We start from the raw sequence: 17,647 nt of genomic DNA, 5'->3' as shown, positions 1-17,647 counted from the left end.
CGTCACTGCGGGTCGACGATCACGCCCTAGCCGGCACTGCGCGACACCGCCGACGCCTCGGCGACCTGCTCCGGCGTCGGCCGCACACCCGTGTACCGCTCGAACTGCTCGGCGGCCTGCAGCGCCACGACCTCCGCCCCGGTGATCACCCGGACACCCGCCGTGCGCGCAGCGGTGATCAGCGGCGTCTCGGAAGGGGTGGCGACGACGTCGAACACGGTGTCCGCCTTCGCGATCGCGTCCGTGTCGAAGGCCTGCTGCTGTTCTTCGGGACCACCCGCCATCCCGATCGGCGTGACGTTGACGAGCACGGCGGCCTCGCACGATCCGACCTCGGCGGCGTAGCCGTAGCCGAGCCGGCCGGCGAGCTCGCGCCCGGTCCGCGCATTGCGCGCCGCCACGGTCCCGACTGTGAACCCGCGGTCGCGGAATGCGGCGCCGACGGCGGACGCCATCCCCCCGCTTCCTCGGATCACCACAGGCCGGCCGGGGTCGAGCGCGTACTGGTCGACGAGTCGCTGCACGGCGAGGTAATCGGTGTTGGCGGCGGTGAGATGTCCGTCGTCGTTGACGATCGTGTTGACGGCGTCGATCACCCGCGCGGACTGCTCGACCTCGTCGACCAGGGCGATCACGTCGCGTTTGAACGGCATCGACACCGAGCACCCGCGGATGCCCAGCGCCCGCACCCCGCCGATGGCCGCGGCGATGTCGGTGGTGGTGAATGCCTTGTAGAGGAAGTCCAGCCCGAGCACCTCGTAGAGGTGGTTGTGGAAGCGGGTGCCGATGTTGCTGGGGCGGCCGGCCAGGGAAATGCACAGCCGGGTGTCCTTGCTCAGGGGCGGGCGGCCCATCAGCCGACAGCCCGGATGACCTGGCGGGTGACGTCGCGGATCAGGGCGGTGAGCTCGGGCGGGAACGCCAAGGTGGCGGGGTCGGGCACGTCGACGACGGTGGTGACCACTCCGAGGTCTTCGCGGTGCCACTGCGCCCCGAACCGGTCGAGGATCCTGCGCATCGCATAGTTGTCGGTGAGCACGCGGGCGGTGAAGCGGCGCACACCGTCGTAGCTCGCCGCGACCACGAGCGCATCCATCAACAGCGTGCCGATGCCGCGGCCCTGGTAGTCGTCCCCCACAACGAACGCGACTTCGGCGGTCGACGGATCGGCTTCGTCGCGCACGAACCGGGCGTCGGCGACCACCGGCCCGTCGGCGCCGTCGGTCAGCACCCATACGAAATGATCGGCGTAGTCCACTTCGAAGAGATACGCCATCAGTCGCGGCGTGGGTTTGCGGGCCGATTGGAATCGCCGGTAGAGCGTTTCGCTGGAGAACTCGACCGGACCGTTGATGGTGCGTTCGTTGTCGCCTGGGAGTACGGGCCGCAGGTAGAGCACTGTCCCGTCGCGCACCGTGATCGGGATCGGTGCGATGAACGCCGCGAGCCGCTGGCGGGCGATGCGGACGAGCTTGTTCATCATGCCCGGAATCTCGAGCATCGTGGCGAAGGCTTCGTGCGCGCCGACCCAGCCGGCCACGTCGTCGAGCGCGATGACGGTGGCGGTGCGCGGGGTTTCACGCATCAGCGCGATCTCGCCGACGATCATGCCCTGGTTGACGTCGGCGACGGCGTGCAGACCCTCCGCGCCGGTGTGGCAGACCTGGACGCGCCCGGACGCGAGGAGGAGGAACGACACCGCGTGTTCGCCCTGACGCATGAGGATCGCCCCCGGCGCGGCGGTCAGTGGCCGCAACTGCGCGGCCAACGGCTCCAGCGTCCCGGTGGAGCAGCCGGCGAAAAAGTCCAACGCCGCGAGTTCGTCTGCACGGGCGGCGGTCACACCGGCCACGCTCCCGAGGCTACGGCGTCGCCGACGGGCGCGGCAAGGAACGCCGAGCGCCGGCACGCATCACCGTCAGGCACAACGAAAAGCGCCCGGACTCCGTCGAAACGGAAACCGGGCGCCCTTCGTGGTTCAGGCCGGCTGGGCCGGGGTCACCAGTCCCAGATCGGCGCGCCGGGGCCGCCGAACGGACCGAAGTCGACGTAGGTCCCGATGCCGCCGGTGATGGACGGCACGGCGCGCAGGGAATCCTTGGACTCGCCGCCGGCCGGGGCGAGGGGCGCATTGATGTCGGCCGCGCGAACCTCGGACGGACCGGCGTTCACGACGCCGGGATCGGCGACGCGGATGCCGTCTTCGGCGACGGGGAATGCAGACGGTGCCGCGGGATCGCCCTCGACGTCCGAGACGTCAGCGCCGGCTGTTCCGGCTCCGAACGCCAGGAAGGCTCCCGTGACGGCGAGCGCACCAAGACCCGTAATGCCCAGCTTCTTTGACTTGCGGACGAGGGCTTCGGCGTGTTCGGCCATCTGCCTCCCCTTTCTCTGCGGGATTGCATCCCGGTTGTTGACGTCAGCGCGCCCGAGCAGATTATCAGGGCGGATCAACCCGCGCACCCGCACGGGAGTACCAGATCCTGTGAATTTTCGGGGGCGGTATTCCGGCATCGGAATGAACCCGATGCACGGCCGCCGAACCGTCGAAAGTGGAGCTAAGGGGAATCGAACCCCTGACCTACTCGATGCGAACGAGTCGCGCTACCAACTGCGCCATAGCCCCTGATACCGGTACGAAAGGCTACCAGCCGTCACGCACCAGCCGAAACCGAGCTACTGGCCGGCGGCTCTCGGCAGGTCGAAGTGCCGCGCGAAGGCCACCTCGTCGAGATGCTCGAAGATCGGATCCTCGTCGTCGATCTCCAACACCGCCGCGCCGGGACGCCGCAACCGGGCGGGCACCACGTCGAGCTCGGAGTCGCCGGTGTTCTCCACGCCCAGCCGCGAGCGACGGACCCGCTGCGCCCGCCGGCGCCGTACCTGCTCCTCGATCCGGGTCTGCCTGCGGAGGTATCCGAGGTAGAGAACGGTGACCACGCCGACCACCCCACACAGCCACCACGCCCACGGCGCCACGAAGTACGCCAGGAGCGCCGACGCCAGCAGCGCCACCCCCAACGACGTCACCATGCGCTTGCGGAACTGGTACTTGCGGGCGCTGACGGCCGCGGCGGTCTTCGACTCGTGACGGCGCCTGCGCGCCGCGCTGAGCGAGTCGACGGGCTGTTCGCTCTCCGGTTCGGCCTCGAGTCCCGAGGAGTCCGGCACGTACTCGTATTCGTCGTCGGTGCCGTCGCCGGCCGGTTCGGCTGTGTCGGATTCGGCTGAGTCAAATTCGGCTACGTCGAATTCGGCTGTCGCTTCGGCGATGTCGTCTTCGGCCATGTCGTCCTCGGCGTCGTTCTCGTCGTCGAGCCGGACTTCCGCGGTTTCGTGCTCGGCGGCGCCGACGGGCAGCGCGGCGGACTCGTCCTCGACGATGTCGACGTCGAGGTAGTCCGGCTCGGCGTCCGGCCGCGGCGTGGCGGCCAGGACCACCGCGCGTTGCGGCTCGTCAACCTGCTCGAGGTGTTCGTCGTGCCGGTCGTCGTCATGATCGTCGTCGAACTCGTCGTGCTCGTCGTGCTCGTCCGAGGAGGGGCGCCAGTCCGGGTCGGAGTGATGTCCGGCCGCCGGGCGGGTACGACGGAGCAGTCGAGCGCTCTGCCCGGAGTTCAACACGCGGGTCGACAGTGCGACGTCACTGGTGCGCCGCACGGCATCTCGCTTAGAGATCAGCATGGGCACCAGCACGAAGAGCCAGAGCACCACAAGCGAGATCCACAGCAGAGATTGGGGGATGCTTGGCATTCGCCTGCTCCTTTCCCCTACAGGCTAGGTCGGTTGACCAGCGCACCTAGGGGCGACGCGCCGAGACAATTACACACCTGTAATTCGCATGTGACAAGCACCACGAGTCACACGTGTCACATCAGTAACAGCGGGTCAGGCCCACTCCGCGCGCCCCGTACGCACCAGCGCCGCCGACGCGGACCCGCTGAGTTCCTCGACCGTGATCGCGACGAGTAGGTGGTCGCGCCAGCCGCCGTCGACCTCGAGATAGCGCTTGAGCAGGCCCTCCTCGCGGAAGCCGACCTTTGCCAGCACTCGTCGGCTCGGCGCGTTCTCCGGACGCACGGTGGCCTCGACACGGTGCAGCATGACCGGTCCGAAGCAGTGGTCCACGCCGAGCGCCAACGCCGCCGTCGCCACCCCGCCGCCGACCTGTTCACTCGACACCCAGTAGCCGATCCACGCTGAACGCAACGCACCGTGGGTGACGTTGCCGATGGTCAGCTGACCGGCGAACTGACCGTCGAGTTCGATGACGTACGGCAGCATCCGCCCTTTGCGCGCCTCCGACCGCAGCGTCGAGCACACCGCGGGCCACGACGAGAAAGCATGGCGCAGTTGCCAATCCACTCCGGTCATCGGTTCCCACGGTTCGAGGTGCCCGCGGTCGGCCAACCGGGTACGGCTCCACTGCGCGGCGTCGCGCAGGCGGATCGGACGCAGTCTCACCACACCGGCGGGGACCCGCAACGGGCCCACCGGCATCGGCCATCCGGGGTGCAGGGAACTCGACCGCAGCAGGCTCACCTCGACTCGGGTCAGCCGCGTTGCGCGAGGAAGGCGACGTCGACGGCCTCCCCGGTACGCACTTCGTCGACGTCGGTCGGCACGATCACCAGACAGTTTGCCTCGGCGAGCGTGGCGAGCAGATGCGATGACGCCCCCGGGGCGCCGCCGAGCGCCTGCACGAGGTACTCGCCGGTGTCCTGGTCCCGCATCAGCTGACCGCGCAGGTAGCCCTTGCGTCCGGCCACCGAGGTGATCGGCGACAGGGCGCGCGCAGTGACGATGCGGCGCATCGGCGACCGTTTGCCCAACGACAACCGGATCAGCGGCCGCACCATCACCTCGAACACCACCAGCGCGCTGACCGGATTGGCGGGCAACAGGAACACCGGCACACCGTCGCGGCCGAGCTGGCCGAAGCCCTGAACCGACCCGGGGTGCATCGCGATCCGCGAGACCTCCATCTCCCCCAGTTCGGAGAGCACGGCCCGCACCGACTCCGCCGCGGCGCCGCCGACCGCACCGGCGATGACGACGATCTCGGCCCGGTTGAGTTGCCCTTCGACGATCTCGCGCAGCTGGGCGGGGTCGGTGTTGACGATGCCGACCCGGTTAACCTCCGCGCCGGCGTCGCGGCCCGCGGCGGCGAGCGCGTACGAATTCACGTCGTAGACCTGGCCGTTACCCGGTGTGCGCGAGATGTCGACCAACTCGCCGCCGACACTCATCACCGACACCCGCGGCCTGGGATGGACCAGCACCCGTTCACGTCCGACCGCCGCCAGCAGCCCCACCTGGGCCGCACCGATGATCGTCCCCGCCCGCACCGCCACATCACCGGGCTGCACGTCGTCACCGGCGCGTCGCACGTACGCACCGGAGCGCACCCCGCGCAGCACCCGCACCCGGTTCGCGCCGCCATCGGTCCACCGCAGGGGCAGTACCGCGTCGGCGAGGGTGGGCATCGGCGCACCGGTCTGGACGCGCGCTGCCTGCCTGGGCTGAAGCCGGCCCGGCGTCCGCGCCCCGGCCTCGATCGACGCCATCACCGGCAGACTGATCTCGTGGCCGTCGTTGTCGTCGGCCCCGGCGCCGCCGCCGACACTGAGCACGTCGACGCTGCGCACCGCGTAACCGTCGATGGCGGCCTGGTCGAATCCGGGCATCGGCCGCTCGGTGACGACCTCTTCGGCGCACATCAGGCCTTGGGCTTCGGCGATGGCAACCCGTACCGGTCGCGGAGCCACCGCGGCGGCGGCTATCCGAGCTTGCTGCTCCTCAACCGAACGCACAACACGCCTTTCTCCTGTCTTCGGGCCTGTCGCACAGTTCTAGTTCTCGGTCAGGCCCAATCGCTCGACCAACCACTGCCGCAGCTCGGGGCCGTAGTCGTCGCGTTCCAACGCAAAGTCAACCGCAGCCTTCAGGTAGCCGCCGGGATTTCCCAGGTCGTGTCGGGTTCCGCGGTGGACGACGACGTGCACCGGATGGCCTTCGTCGATCAGCAGCGCGATCGCGTCGGTCAGCTGGATCTCGTTGCCCGCACCGCGCTGTACGCGCTTCAGCGCATCGAAGATCGCCCGGTCGAGAACATAGCGGCCGGCGGCGGCGTACGGCGACGGCGCGTCCTCGGCCTTGGGTTTCTCGACCATCCCCTTGACGCGCATGACGTTGGGGTTGACGGCGTCCGGCACCTCCTCGACGTCGAAAACGCCGTAGGCGCTGATCTTCTCGGGCGGCACCTCGATCGCGCACAACACCGAACCACCGCGTTTGGCGCGGACCTTCGACATCGTCTCGAGCACCCCGGTCGGCAGCACGAGGTCGTCCGGCAGCAGCACCGCGATCGCATCCTCGTCGTCTGACAGCGAGGGTTCGACGCAGCTCACAGCGTGACCGAGGCCCAGCGGTTCGGCCTGCAGCACCGACTCCACCTTGATCAACGCGGGGGCGCGACGGACCTTCTCCAGCATCGTCTTCTTGCCGCGGGCTTCGAGCGTCCCCTCGAGCACGAGATCCTCGACGAAGTGGGCGACCAAGCCGTCCTTGCCCTCGGAGGTGACGATGATCAGCCGTTCGGCGCCCGCCTCGGCAGCCTCGGCGGCGACCAATTCGATACCGGGGGTGTCGACCACCGGCAGCAATTCTTTGGGAACGGTCTTGGTGGCGGGTAGGAAACGCGTGCCGAGGCCTGCGGCGGGCACGACAGCGGTACGCGGAATGGGTACTTCTGGCCGACTCATCGCTCACAGATTAACCGCTGCGCGCTGGATGAACCGGTTATGGGCCGCACCTGGTTCGTCTGAGTGGGGATGTCATCGTGGATGGGTGACGTCGCCGACCAAAGCCGAGCTGCGCGCCGAACTGCTGCGGGCACGCCGCAAAGTGACGAATGAGGCGCGCGAGCGGCAGGCCACCGCGCTCACCGCCCACCTTGCTGAAATCGCGGCGCCCGGGCGAACAGTGTGCGCATACGTGCCGGTCGGCTCCGAACCCGGATCGCTCGCCCTGCTCGACGAGCTCGTGACACTCGGGGCGCGGGTCCTGCTGCCTGTGGCTCAACACGACGATGAGGACGTTCCGCTGCCGTTGCTGTGGGGCGAGTACCGCCCGGGAAATCTCGTCGTCGCCCGCCACGGCTTACGGGAACCGGCCCCGCCGTGGTTGCCGGCCGACGCGGTGGGTGGCGCCGCGGTCGTGCTGGTTCCGGCTTTGGCGGTGGACCGCACCGGTGTGCGGCTGGGGAGGGGCGCCGGGTTCTACGACCGATCGCTGCGGTCGGCGGACCCGGCGGCACTGCTGGTGGCGGTGGTGCGCGACGAGGAATTGGTCGACCGGTTGCCGGCAGACCCGCACGATGTGCGGATGACGCACGCCCTGACGCCGGGGCGTGGAGTGGTCCCGTTGGGGGAATGACAGTGGGCGCGTGGCGGTTCTAGCACTTGAGCCGGTAGAGTGCTAAAAAGTTTGACGACCTCGGAGGTTTTCGTGCCTACCTATTCCTATGCGTGCACCGACTGCGGCAATCGGTTCGATGCCGTGCAAGCGTTCAGCGACGATGCGCTGACCGAATGCCCGCAGTGCAGTGGCCGGCTGCGCAAGCTCTTCGGCAAGGTGGGAGTGGTGTTCAAGGGCAGCGGTTTCTACCGCACCGACAGCCGCGAACCCGCCAAGACTTCGAGCGGTGGTTCGGCCAAGAGTTCCTCGGATTCGTCGAGCTCGTCGAGTTCGTCGGAGAAGTCGACCTCCAGCGCGGCGAGCGATTCGAGCTCGAGTTCCACCTCGACCAGCTCGGCGCCCGCAGCGGCTGCCTCCAGCTGATCTGAAGTTATCCACAGGCCCGCGGTGAACCCGAGCGGGCCGGGTCGGTTGCTGCCTAGCGTGGCGGTATGGGGGAATCTCTCGAACCGACGCCGCTGGCACGCCTGAGCAGTTTGCGGCCGGACTGGAGCCGCACGGTACTGGCGCGACGGATCGCCGCGGGCGCCCTGGTGGTGCTCGCGGCCGTTGCGGCGGTGCGCTCCGATCCCGACGGCAAACAGGTCGACGTCGTCGTCGCCGCAAGTGACCTCACCCCGGGTACCGAGCTGGCCGACACCCATGTGCGGATCGAACGCCGTCCGGTGACGGCCGTTCCCGACGGCGCGGCGTCGGATCCGGCCGAGGTGGTCGGCGCCACGGTGGCCGGCCCGGCCCGGCGCGGCGAGGTGCTCACCGATGTGCGGTTACTCGGGCCGCGGATCGCCGAAGCTGCCGCGGGGCCCGACGCCCGACTCGTGTCCCTTCACCTGACCGACGGCGCTCTGGTCGACCTGGTCCGGACCGGCGATGTGGTGGACGTACTCGCGGCACCGGCGTCGGACATCGGCGCAGACGCGCTGGTGATCGCCACCCGCGCGGTGGTGGTGCTGGTGTCGCAGAAGCGGCAGGGACCCGGGGCCGCGGGTGAGCGCGCTGTGCTGGTCGCCCTTCCGGCGGAGGCGGCCAACAAGGTGGCGGGCGCATCGTTGACCCAGGCTGTCACGCTGACCTTCCACTGAGCGGCTGCCGCGCCTAACGTGACGCACTATCAGCTGTCCACTCACCGAAGAAGGGCTCGTCATGCTGAAAGGGTTCAAGGACTTCCTCGCCCGCGGCAACATCGTCGACCTGTCGACCGCGGTGGTAATCGGCACGGCCTTCACCGGCCTGGTCACGGCCTTCACCAACAGCGTCATCGAACCGCTGATCAACCGCATCGGGGCGGGCGGTGACGCGGACTACGGGATCCTGCGGATAGACATCGGCGGCGGTCAGGCCATCGACCTCAACGAGCTGCTGTCGGCGATCATCAACTTCATCCTCGTGGCCGCGGTCGTGTACTTCCTGATCGTGCTGCCCTACAAGAAGCTTCGCGAGCGGGGCAAGGTGGAACAGGCCCAGGACACGGAGTTGAGCCTGCTCACCGAGATCCGCAATATCCTCGCCGACACCAGCGGAACGCCCAGGCAGACCGCCGGTCCCGGCACCGGCCCGAGCCCCGACACCGCGGAGACCACCAGCGCCGACAAGCACTGAATGCAATCGGCCCCCGGACGGTGTCCGGGGGCCGATCGGTCAAGCGTGCGAGCTCAGTTCATGTTCCAGGGCGCGCCGTAGGTGGTGACGCTGTCACCGCTCGAGGCGATCAGCCGGGCGTACGGACGCAGCAGCACACCACCGGCCGCACCGGTCACAGTGCCGTGCGCGTTGGACACCGCGACCGCACCTTCGGCACCGGTGACATCGACTGCGAAGGTCGCGACTTCCTGGATGCCCGGGCCGTTGCCCAGGTCGGAGCTGATCGAGACGCCCGGGAACAGCGGAGGAGTCACGATGCCGGAGAGCTCGCCACCGAAGATGCCGAATCCCTCCAGGCCGTCGAAGGCGATGTTGGGGGTGGTGTAGCTGAAGTTGATGCCCACACCCAGCGACCAGGGGAAACCGATCTGGTAGCCCAGCTCCAGCGAACCCTCGAACTCCTCAGCACCCGCGCCTGCGACGATGTACTTGGCGCGACCCGAGTGGAACCACTCGCGCGTCAGCCGGTTGCGGTCCAGCGGGAACACCCCATTGAGGAAGGTGTCCCATTGCTGAATCGTGAGCGTGCGGCCCTGCCCATCGACCAGGCTGACCTCGTTGTCCAGACCTGCATGCGAAGTGCCCGTGCTCGTGAACAGAGCCGCGATGGCCGCAACCAACGCGATCAGCACCCGACTGACTGCTTTCATGATTCTCCCTAGCTGTAGCGCCGATGGTTGATGGGCGCCTGGTCACCGCTTCACCACACACCCGTGAGCACAACATGTGACTGGGATGAGAATCCTCACGTGTTGTCCTCATGAGAATCTCATCGTCAGTGACGCGCAAAACATAACAGGGCGACATAAAACCGACAACACATTGCACATGCACGGGCTTTTCTGCGGCCTACGCTGGGCAAACGCCGCCGTCACGAGCGGTGCGGCACGCAATAAAACCTGGCGGGCCGCTACCCTCGGCCATTCTCTTGCAAACGCAAATAGATGCCACCACGGCGAGCGAACACCATTCTATTTGATTTCAAAAAGACTTTGATTGCGATGGAAAATAGATGTCAGGCTTGTCCCGAACAGCAAGAAGCCCCGCGGGCGTGTGACCCGCGGGGCTCCTTGTGCGATCAGAAGGGGCTTAGTTCATGTTCCACGGCTGGCCGTAGGTGGTGACGCTGTCACCGGTGGCGGCGATCAGCCGGGCGTAGGGACGCAGCAGCACACCGCCGGCCGCACCGGTCACCGTGCCGTGCGCGTTGGACACCGCGACCGCACCTTCGGCACCAGCGACGTCGACCGCGAAGGTCGCGACTTCCTGGATGCCCGGGCCGTTGCCCAGGTCAGCGCTGATCGAGACACCCGGGAACAGCGGCGGAGTCACGATGCCGGTGAACTCGTTACCCAGCACGGGGTCGACGAAGCCCGCACCTTCGAGGCCGTCGAAGGCGATGTTGGGGGTGGTGTAGCTGAAGTTGATGCCCACACCCAGCGACCAGGGGAAGCCGATCTGGTAGCCCAGCTCGAGTGAGCCCTCGAAGTCCTCGGCGCCCTCGCCCGCGACGATGTACTTCGCGCGGCCCGAGTGGAACCACTCGCGCGTCAGCCGGTTGCGGTCCAGCGGGAACACACCATTGAGGAAGGTGTCCCACTGCTGAATCGTGAGCGTGCGGCCCTGCCCGTCGACCAGGCTGAGCTCATTGTCCAGACCTGCATGCGAAGTGCCCGTGCTCGTGAACAGAGCCGCGATGGCCGCAACCAACGCGATCAGCACCCGACTGATTGCCTTCATGTTCTCCCTAGCTGTCGCGCGGATAGTGGTGTGGCCGTGGCGTAGCGCCACGTCCGGGTGAGAACAACATGTGACTGTGATGAGAATCCTCACCTGCGGTCCTCATGTGACTCTCATCGTATTTGACGGGGAAAACATAACAGGGCGGCACACAACCCTCAACAGATGGCGCATCTCCGGCTAATTTTGCCTCGCGAGCTGCGAAAACTCCGTCGGCTCGACGGCATCCTCGGCCGTTACGCGAAGAAGCCCCGCGGGTCAAAAACCCGCGGGGCCCCTTTGACTGTTCAATAAGAGTCAGTTCATGTTCCACGGTTGGCCGTAGGTGGTGACGCTGTCACCGGTGGCGGCGATCAGCCGGGCGTAGGGACGCAGCAGCACACCGCCGGCCGCACCGGTCACCGTGCCGTGCGCGTTGGACACCGCGACCGCACCTTCGGCACCAGCGACGTCGACCGCGAAGGTCGCGACTTCCTGGATGCCCGGGCCGTTGCCCAGGTCAGCGCTGATCGAGACACCCGGGAACAGCGGCGGAGTCACGATGCCGGTGAACTCGTTACCCAGCTCGGTGTCCAAGAAGGCAGCACCTTCGAGGCCGTCGAAGGCGATGTTGGGGGTGGTGTAGCTGAAGTTGATGCCGACACCCAGCGACCAGGGGAAGCCGATCTGGTAGCCCAGCTCGAGTGAGCCCTCGAAGTCCTCGGCGCCCTCGCCCGCGACGATGTACTTCGCGCGGCCCGAGTGGAACCACTCGCGCGTCAGCCGGTTGCGGTCCAGCGGGAACACACCATTGAGGAAGGTGTCCCATTGCTGAATCGTGAGCGTGCGGCCCTGCCCGTCGACCAGGCTGAGCTCATTGTCCAGACCTGCATGCGAAGTGCCCGTGCTCGTGAACAGAGCCGCGATGGCCGCAACCAACGCGATCAGCACCCGACTGATTGCCTTCATGTTCTCCCTAGCTGTTGTGGACGGTGAGGGGCTCACCGAGGTTGTTGTTGGGTGCCGGCCTACCGCGCCACCACACACCCCGCAGGATCAAGATGTGGAGAAAATTAGAGGCTCCACAGCTTGCTCTTACGCGTAGCTCATCGTTGACAGGAGGAACATATCGGGGGGGCGACGGGGCGGCAACGCAGGTCAATTCGGGGCCAGCCCGAGGTCACAGGGGGGTGAACGTTAGCTGTGAGTTTGCTGACCGCGTCCTGCGGCCCACCTCCGTGACGAGGGCCGGCGGTTCGCCCCGGGCGGGGTGTGACCCGTCAACAGGCGGGGTGAAAACTCCCGGGCACTCTTTTCACCTGCAACTTCCTAGAATCCACGGAAAATTGTGATCAATCGTGATGCGGCGGAAGGTTGTCACGGAGCCAGCGGTCATGCTGCGCCTCATCCTCGGATGCGCGCTCATCACGTTCATCGGACGAGACCTCCGGCAGCGTCTCGCCGAAGATTTTGTTAACTGAATCTCGTGGACGGTTCGATTGCGTACTCACACGCTTCCTCCGCTGTGATCAACATCACCCGACTTATGGAATAAATATTCACCGCCTGGTAACACGGCAGACGTTAGCCGAGCCGGTGGCCGAACAGAAAAGACGCCGCGCGACGCCGTGAGGGCGTCGCGCGGCGTCTTGCCAGGACGATGACTTGCCAGGACGATGAGTCGTCAGATCTCCAGGCTCGACAGCTGTCCGATGATCTGCACGGCCAACGGATTGAGCGTGGCCATCCCGTCACGGACCGCAGCGCGCGATCCGGCGATGTTCACGACCAGGGTGCTGCCCGAGATCCCGGCGAGGCCGCGAGACACTCCGGCGTCCACGATCCCGGCCGACAGCCCGGAGGCGCGCAACGCCTCAGAGATGCCCAGGAGCTCACGGTCGAGGATGTCGCGGGTCGCCTCCGGAGTCACATCGCGCGGCGTCACCCCGGTGCCACCGACCGACACCACGAGGTCCACCCCGCCGATCACAGCGGTGTTCAGTGCATTGCGGATCTCCACCTCGTCGGCGGACACCGCGACCACCCCGTCGACGACGAAACCCGCCTCACCGAGAAGCTCGGTGACCAGCGGACCGCTGTGATCCTCTTCGTCGCCGTGGGCGGTGCGGTCATCGACGACGACGACGAGCGCGCGGCCCACCAACTCCCCTGCCTGTTCCATGACCTCAACCGTATAGGTGGGCACGGACAGCGTCGCGGCCACTCGCACGGTCCCCGGTCTGGTGGTGGTCACTGCTGGGCCTTCCCCAACGTCACCTGCACGTTCTGAGGCTCACCCGCCGGATCGAGGTAGGTCAGCGTCACCTTCTCCCCCGGCGCCTTGGACCGCACGGCCGCCACCAGCGCGTCGGCGCTGTTGATCACCCGGTCGTCCACCTTGGTCACCACCACACCACTGGGTAGGCCGGCCGCGGCCGCCGCACCACCGGCGTTCACCTCCACGATCTTCGCGCCGTCGGTGGCGGTGTCATTGCTGACCTGCACCCCCAGCGAGGCGTGCGAGGCCGAGCCGTTCTGGATCAGCTCGTCGGCGATGCGCTTGGCCTGGTCCACCGGGATCGCGAAGCCCAGGCCGATCGAACCGCTCTGTGCCTGCGGCGAGTCACCGCCCATGGTGGCGATCGCCGAGTTCACGCCGACCAGCTCGCCGTTCATGTTCACCAGCGCGCCGCCCGAGTTACCCGGGTTGATCGCGGCGTCGGTCTGTATCGCGTCGAGCACCGTGTTCTGGTTGCGTGTGTCCCCGCCCGCGGCGACGGGCCGGTTCAGCGCGCTGATGATCCCGGTGGTGACCGTCCCCTCGAGTCCGAGCGGCGAACCGATCGCGACGACGTCCTGTCCGACGCGCAGATCGCCCGACGAACCCAGCGAGATCGGCGTCAGACCCGACGCGTTCTCCGCGCGGACGACCGCGATGTCACTGCTGGGGTCGGTGCCGACGACGGAGAACGACGTGGTGCGGCCGTTGGAGAAAATCACCTTGGTCTCGGCGCCGCCACCGGGGGCGTCGGGACGATCGGCCGCGGCGGCAACGACGTGGTTGTTGGTGAGAATCAGACCGTCCGAGGTGAGGATGATGCCGGAACCCTCCTCGGACGCCCGGCCCAGATTCGTCTCGAGCTTGACCACGCTCGGCACCACCTTGGCGGCCACCTGCTCGACCGACCCAGCGGGTAGGGCGGCGGCAGGCATGCTCGGTGCCGCACCGGAGACCGACCCGCCGATCGACGGCCGGTCCTGGTGCACCATCGTCGCCACACCGCCCCCGATGCCCGCTGACACCACCGCGACTGCCAGCGCACCGATGGTCAACATGCCTGCGCGCGAACGCTTTTGGGCCGGGCGCGGTTGCGGCAGGACCGCAGTCGGCTGTACGGCGCCCCGGTAGGGGTCGTACGGGGCGCGGAACTGCTGCTGCGGTTGCGCTGCGTACCGCCAGTCATAGGGCTGTTGTGGTGAATACGGGTCCGCACCTTGGGCGCCCGGGTACCCGGTGTCCCGGCCAACCGGGCGGTGGCCCGGCTGCTGTTGCGGCGGCGGCGAATACCTCGGGTGGTTCGTCATGTCGCTTCGGTGCTCTTCCTCGTAGGTGGTCCGACAGTTCGTTTAACGAAGGACTCGCCCTCACAGTGCCCAGGTGGACTGAGAATCCACTTAGAGATCCTTCGATGCAGACCGTGACTTCGCCCGCGCCGGGGTGCCTCTGATCACTTCTTCTCCGCTCGGGATCCGGCCGAACGCATCTCCGCGTCGGGACGGGGCGTCGGCATCCGGTCGGTTCCATCGCCGGACGGGGCCACCGGACGGCCGGGCAGCATCACATAGATCGACGTGCCCGGCGGATCGCCACCCGGCACTGTGTCCTCTACGCGCAGTGCCCCACCGTGTTTGAGCACGACCTGTTTGACGATCGCCAGACCCAGCCCGGATCCCGGCATCGCGCGTGCGGCGGTCGAGCGGTAGAAACGCTCGAACACCAACCGCCGTTCGGCCTCCGGAATGCCGGGGCCGCGGTCGGATACGACCAGTTCGGCGTGGACCGGATCGGTCTGCCTCAGACGGACCCCTACCTCGCCCCCCGGTGGACTCCACTTCGCCGCGTTGTCGAGCAGGTTGAGCACCGCGCGAGCCAGCCCCGCGGCATCGCCGTAGACCTGCCAACCGACGACGTCGACGTCAAACTCGATGTCGTTGCGGCGCCGCCGAACTCGTTCCAGGCTGCGGTCGACCACCTCGGCCAGGTCGACGGTCTCGTAGACCACCCCGCCCGCCTCGTCCCGGGTCAGGTCAACCAGATCACCCACCAACGTGGAGAGCTCTTCGATCTGTGCGATCACGTCAGCCCGCAGATCCGCCAGGTCCTGTTCGGGCAGTCGCGGTGCGCCCGGCTCCTGCGAGGCCATCAGCAGTTCGACGTTGGTGCGCAGCGACGTCAGCGGGGTGCGCAATTCGTGGCCGGCGTCGGATACCAGTCGCGCTTGCCGCTCCCGCGATTCGGCCAGTGCGCGCAGCATCATGTTGAAGGCCTCGGTGAGCCGGGCGAGTTCGTCGCTGCCGAACACCGGGATGGGCCGCAGATCCTCGGTGCGGGCGACGCGTTCGGCGGCCTGGGTCAACCGTCCGACCGGGCGCAACCCTGCTCGGGCGACCATGCCGCCGGCGATCGCGGCGACTACCACCCCGACCCCGCCGACGATGAGCAGCACGGTGCCGAGCCGGCCGAGCACCTCGCCGGTGGGCGCCAGGCTCTTCGAGATCAGCAACGAGCTGCCGTTGTTCAGGTGGACGGCGAGCACCCGCTGATGGTCGGCGGTGCGCAGCGACAGCAGCAGCTCGCCGGAGATGACGTCCTTCTCCGGCTCGCCGATCGGCAGTTTGCCCTGCGAGTTGTTGGCGAAGATCGCGCGGCCGGGGTCGACAAGCATCGCGTTGATGTCCGAGTATGCGGTGCCCTCGATCGCCTTGGCGGGGTCGGCCGCCAGCGACCCGCTCTCGATCAGCAGCCGCGCGCGGATGTGCAGCTGGTTGTCGATGTCGTCGTAGAGCGCCCGGGCCACCACGGCGTAGACGGCGACCGACATGAGCACCACGACCATCGCCACCATCGACATCGCCAGCAGCATCACGCGCCATCGCAGTGACAGGGAGCTGGTGTTGCGCGGCTGTTTGGGACGCGGTGGTGGCGGAGCGCCGGAGTACGGCGGGGCGCCCGAGTATGGCGGGGCGCCCGAGTATGGCGGCAGGGTCATCAGGGCGGCGTCTCGCGGAGCACGTAACCCACCCCGCGCACGGTGTGGATCAGTCGCGGCTCCCCGGACGCTTCGGTCTTACGGCGCAGATAGCCGATGTACACCTCGAGTGCGTTCCCCGAGGTGGGGAAGTCGAAGCCCCACACTTCTTCGAGGATGCGGCTGCGGGTCAGCACACGGCGCGGATTGGCGATGAGCATCTCCAGCAACGAGAACTCGGTGCGGGTGAGACTGATCTGCCGGGTCCCCCGGGTGACTTCCCGGGTGACCGGGTCAAGCGTCAGATCGAGGAAGGCCAGGGCCGGTGAATCCGGGCCGTCGTCGGGTGAGGTGCGGCGCAGCAGTGCCCGCATCCGCGCGAGCAGTTCCTCCAGCGCGAACGGTTTGGGCAGGTAATCATCGGCTCCCGCGTCGAGGCCGGCGACACGCTCGGACACCGAATCGCGGGCGGTCAACACGAGAATCGGCAGGTCGTCGCCGGTGCTGCGGAGCTGCCGGCACACCTCGAGGCCGTCCAGCCGCGGCATCATCACGTCGAGCACCAAGGCGTCGGGCCGGTCGTTGGCGATCAGGTCGAGGGCTTCCATACCGTCCTGGGCCAACTCCACGGAGTACCCGTTGAAGGACAGGGACCGGCGCAGGGACTCTCGCACCGCACGATCGTCGTCGACGACAAGTATGCGCACAGCCACAGTTTCAACCCAACGCCTGAGAGAGCGCTGAGAGGCGCGCCGCTACGCCCCCGAAAGTCGCCTCAGCGGCGGTCGAGGTTGAGCAGGCCGAGACGAGCGGCCTTGAGCAGACGACGCGGCACCTTGTGCTGCTGTCCTGCGACCGTCACACCCACGAGTTCGGCGGGCTTGGCCTTCCACTGCGCGCGACGGCTACGAGTGTTCGAACGCGACATTCTGCGCTTGGGCACAGCCATGAGCGACAATCTCCTCTTACAGGTGTGGTGCCACGCGAACCCCATTCAGGGCGGGGCGCCGGCAAGTGCGCTCCAGGATAGCCGGTGAGCTGCACCGCCTCCAAAACACACTGCGCTCAGCGACGCCGCACCCGGTTCCGCAGCGTCTCGAGGAGCATCGGGTACCCGGCGGCGACCAGGCTGGCCATCACGACGCCGAACCACATGATCGTGGGGTGGCCGGCGGCGATCCCCCACCAGATGCCCCCGAATCCCGCGAGCGCGCACCCGGTGGAGACCACCGGCATCAGAATCGCCGTCCGGCGGTCGGGTGCGCGGCCGCTGCCGTGCTTCGCCCGGCGGCTCCCGTCCTCCGGCGGATCCACCGACCGGCGAAAACCGGCGACGATCTGGTAGACGCCGAACGCGACCAGCACCCAGCCCGCGGCTGGCGACGACGCACCCCTCCCGGTCTCGCTCAGGGGCGGACCGAGTCCGATGGCGACACCGCTCACCGTCCACACGACGCCGAACAGCGCCTGCGCGATCCACGACATCGGTCAAGTATCGGGCCGGCCCGCGCCGCCCCGGCGCACCAATCGCCCCGGAATCCTTGACGTGGAACCAGCAG

General features: G+C 67.7%; 20 protein-coding genes and 1 tRNA gene. 4 read left to right on the top strand and 17 right to left on the bottom strand.

The features are described from left to right. Positions 1-26: 26 nt before the first annotated feature. From I7X18_RS06440 to I7X18_RS06405, 8 genes are all read right to left on the bottom strand, one after another. Positions 27-854 carry a shikimate 5-dehydrogenase gene (locus I7X18_RS06440; protein WP_193047891.1) on the bottom strand — a complete coding sequence of 276 codons (828 nt, stop codon included), beginning with the start codon at positions 852-854 and terminating at the stop codon, positions 27-29. After that, positions 854-1,852, bottom strand: coding sequence for an acetyltransferase Pat (locus I7X18_RS06435; protein ID WP_193047892.1), 999 nt, complete (start codon positions 1,850-1,852; stop codon positions 854-856). The genes I7X18_RS06440 and I7X18_RS06435 overlap by 1 nt, the downstream gene beginning before the upstream one ends. Before the next feature lie 146 nt (positions 1,853-1,998). Further along, entirely contained in the window at positions 1,999-2,376 is a 378-nt protein-coding gene (locus I7X18_RS06430) for a hypothetical protein (protein ID WP_193047893.1), read from the bottom strand. 177 nt (positions 2,377-2,553) lie between these two features. After that, positions 2,554-2,626, bottom strand: a tRNA-Ala gene (locus tag I7X18_RS06425). A gap of 50 nt (positions 2,627-2,676) precedes the next feature. Beyond that, complete coding sequence (gene sepX, locus I7X18_RS06420) at positions 2,677-3,753, bottom strand: divisome protein SepX/GlpR (protein ID WP_193047894.1); 1,077 nt, start codon at positions 3,751-3,753, stop codon at positions 2,677-2,679. A 135-nt stretch (positions 3,754-3,888) separates the two neighbouring features. Then, positions 3,889-4,542, bottom strand: a complete 654-nt coding sequence (locus I7X18_RS06415; RefSeq protein WP_193047895.1) for a GNAT family N-acetyltransferase — start codon at positions 4,540-4,542, stop codon at positions 3,889-3,891. An 11-nt stretch (positions 4,543-4,553) separates the two neighbouring features. Further along, positions 4,554-5,813, bottom strand: coding sequence for a molybdotransferase-like divisome protein Glp (glp, locus tag I7X18_RS06410; RefSeq protein WP_193047896.1), 1,260 nt, complete (start codon positions 5,811-5,813; stop codon positions 4,554-4,556). Between the two features lie 39 nt (positions 5,814-5,852). Continuing rightward, a complete protein-coding gene (locus tag I7X18_RS06405) occupies positions 5,853-6,764 on the bottom strand; it encodes a UTP--glucose-1-phosphate uridylyltransferase (RefSeq protein WP_193047897.1) in 912 nt (303 codons plus the stop codon). An 85-nt stretch (positions 6,765-6,849) separates the two neighbouring features. Between I7X18_RS06405 and I7X18_RS06400 the strand changes: the two genes are divergently transcribed. The 4 genes from I7X18_RS06400 (at position 6,850) to mscL (ending at position 9,078) form a co-directional block, all read left to right on the top strand. Next, positions 6,850-7,437, top strand: a complete 588-nt coding sequence (locus I7X18_RS06400) for a 5-formyltetrahydrofolate cyclo-ligase (protein ID WP_232375416.1) — start codon at positions 6,850-6,852, stop codon at positions 7,435-7,437. A gap of 72 nt (positions 7,438-7,509) precedes the next feature. After that, positions 7,510-7,842: an FmdB family zinc ribbon protein gene (locus tag I7X18_RS06395; protein WP_193047899.1), complete on the top strand. Its 333-nt coding sequence runs from the start codon at positions 7,510-7,512 to the stop codon at positions 7,840-7,842. A 68-nt stretch (positions 7,843-7,910) separates the two neighbouring features. Further along, entirely contained in the window at positions 7,911-8,561 is a 651-nt protein-coding gene (locus I7X18_RS06390) for an SAF domain-containing protein (RefSeq protein ID WP_193047900.1), read from the top strand. 61 nt (positions 8,562-8,622) lie between these two features. Beyond that, positions 8,623-9,078, top strand: coding sequence for a large-conductance mechanosensitive channel protein MscL (mscL, locus tag I7X18_RS06385; RefSeq protein ID WP_193047901.1), 456 nt, complete (start codon positions 8,623-8,625; stop codon positions 9,076-9,078). Between the two features lie 53 nt (positions 9,079-9,131). Here mscL and I7X18_RS06380 read toward each other — a convergent pair whose 3' ends face one another. The 9 genes from I7X18_RS06380 to I7X18_RS06340 form a co-directional block, all read right to left on the bottom strand. After that, on the bottom strand, positions 9,132-9,770 hold the full coding sequence (locus I7X18_RS06380) for a porin MspA (protein WP_193047902.1): 639 nt from the start codon (positions 9,768-9,770) through the stop codon (positions 9,132-9,134). Between the two features lie 439 nt (positions 9,771-10,209). Further along, a complete protein-coding gene (locus I7X18_RS06375) occupies positions 10,210-10,860 on the bottom strand; it encodes a porin MspA (RefSeq protein ID WP_193044040.1) in 651 nt (216 codons plus the stop codon). Positions 10,861-11,157: 297 nt separating this feature from the next. Then, the gene (locus I7X18_RS06370) at positions 11,158-11,808 is read right to left on the bottom strand and encodes a porin MspA (protein WP_198730530.1); all 651 of its coding nucleotides are present in this window, start codon (positions 11,806-11,808) and stop codon (positions 11,158-11,160) included. A 715-nt stretch (positions 11,809-12,523) separates the two neighbouring features. Beyond that, positions 12,524-13,069: a MogA/MoaB family molybdenum cofactor biosynthesis protein gene (locus I7X18_RS06365; RefSeq protein WP_193044948.1), complete on the bottom strand. Its 546-nt coding sequence runs from the start codon at positions 13,067-13,069 to the stop codon at positions 12,524-12,526. Between the two features lie 20 nt (positions 13,070-13,089). Then, positions 13,090-14,424, bottom strand: a complete 1,335-nt coding sequence (locus tag I7X18_RS06360; RefSeq protein ID WP_193044041.1) for a S1C family serine protease — start codon at positions 14,422-14,424, stop codon at positions 13,090-13,092. Between the two features lie 143 nt (positions 14,425-14,567). After that, complete coding sequence (locus tag I7X18_RS06355; RefSeq protein ID WP_226862979.1) at positions 14,568-15,983, bottom strand: HAMP domain-containing sensor histidine kinase; 1,416 nt, start codon at positions 15,981-15,983, stop codon at positions 14,568-14,570. A 125-nt stretch (positions 15,984-16,108) separates the two neighbouring features. Then, complete coding sequence (locus I7X18_RS06350; protein ID WP_193044043.1) at positions 16,109-16,795, bottom strand: response regulator transcription factor; 687 nt, start codon at positions 16,793-16,795, stop codon at positions 16,109-16,111. 68 nt (positions 16,796-16,863) lie between these two features. Then, on the bottom strand, positions 16,864-17,037 hold the full coding sequence (gene rpmF / locus I7X18_RS06345) for a 50S ribosomal protein L32 (RefSeq protein WP_193044044.1): 174 nt from the start codon (positions 17,035-17,037) through the stop codon (positions 16,864-16,866). Between the two features lie 116 nt (positions 17,038-17,153). Next, positions 17,154-17,573, bottom strand: coding sequence for a hypothetical protein (locus I7X18_RS06340; protein ID WP_193044045.1), 420 nt, complete (start codon positions 17,571-17,573; stop codon positions 17,154-17,156). Between the last annotated feature and the right edge of the window lie 74 nt (positions 17,574-17,647).

It is taken from the genome of Mycolicibacterium baixiangningiae (genome assembly GCF_016313185.1).
Taxonomy (GTDB): Bacteria; Actinomycetota; Actinomycetes; order Mycobacteriales; family Mycobacteriaceae; genus Mycobacterium; species Mycobacterium baixiangningiae.
This window is presented reverse-complemented; position numbering and strand designations above follow the sequence as displayed.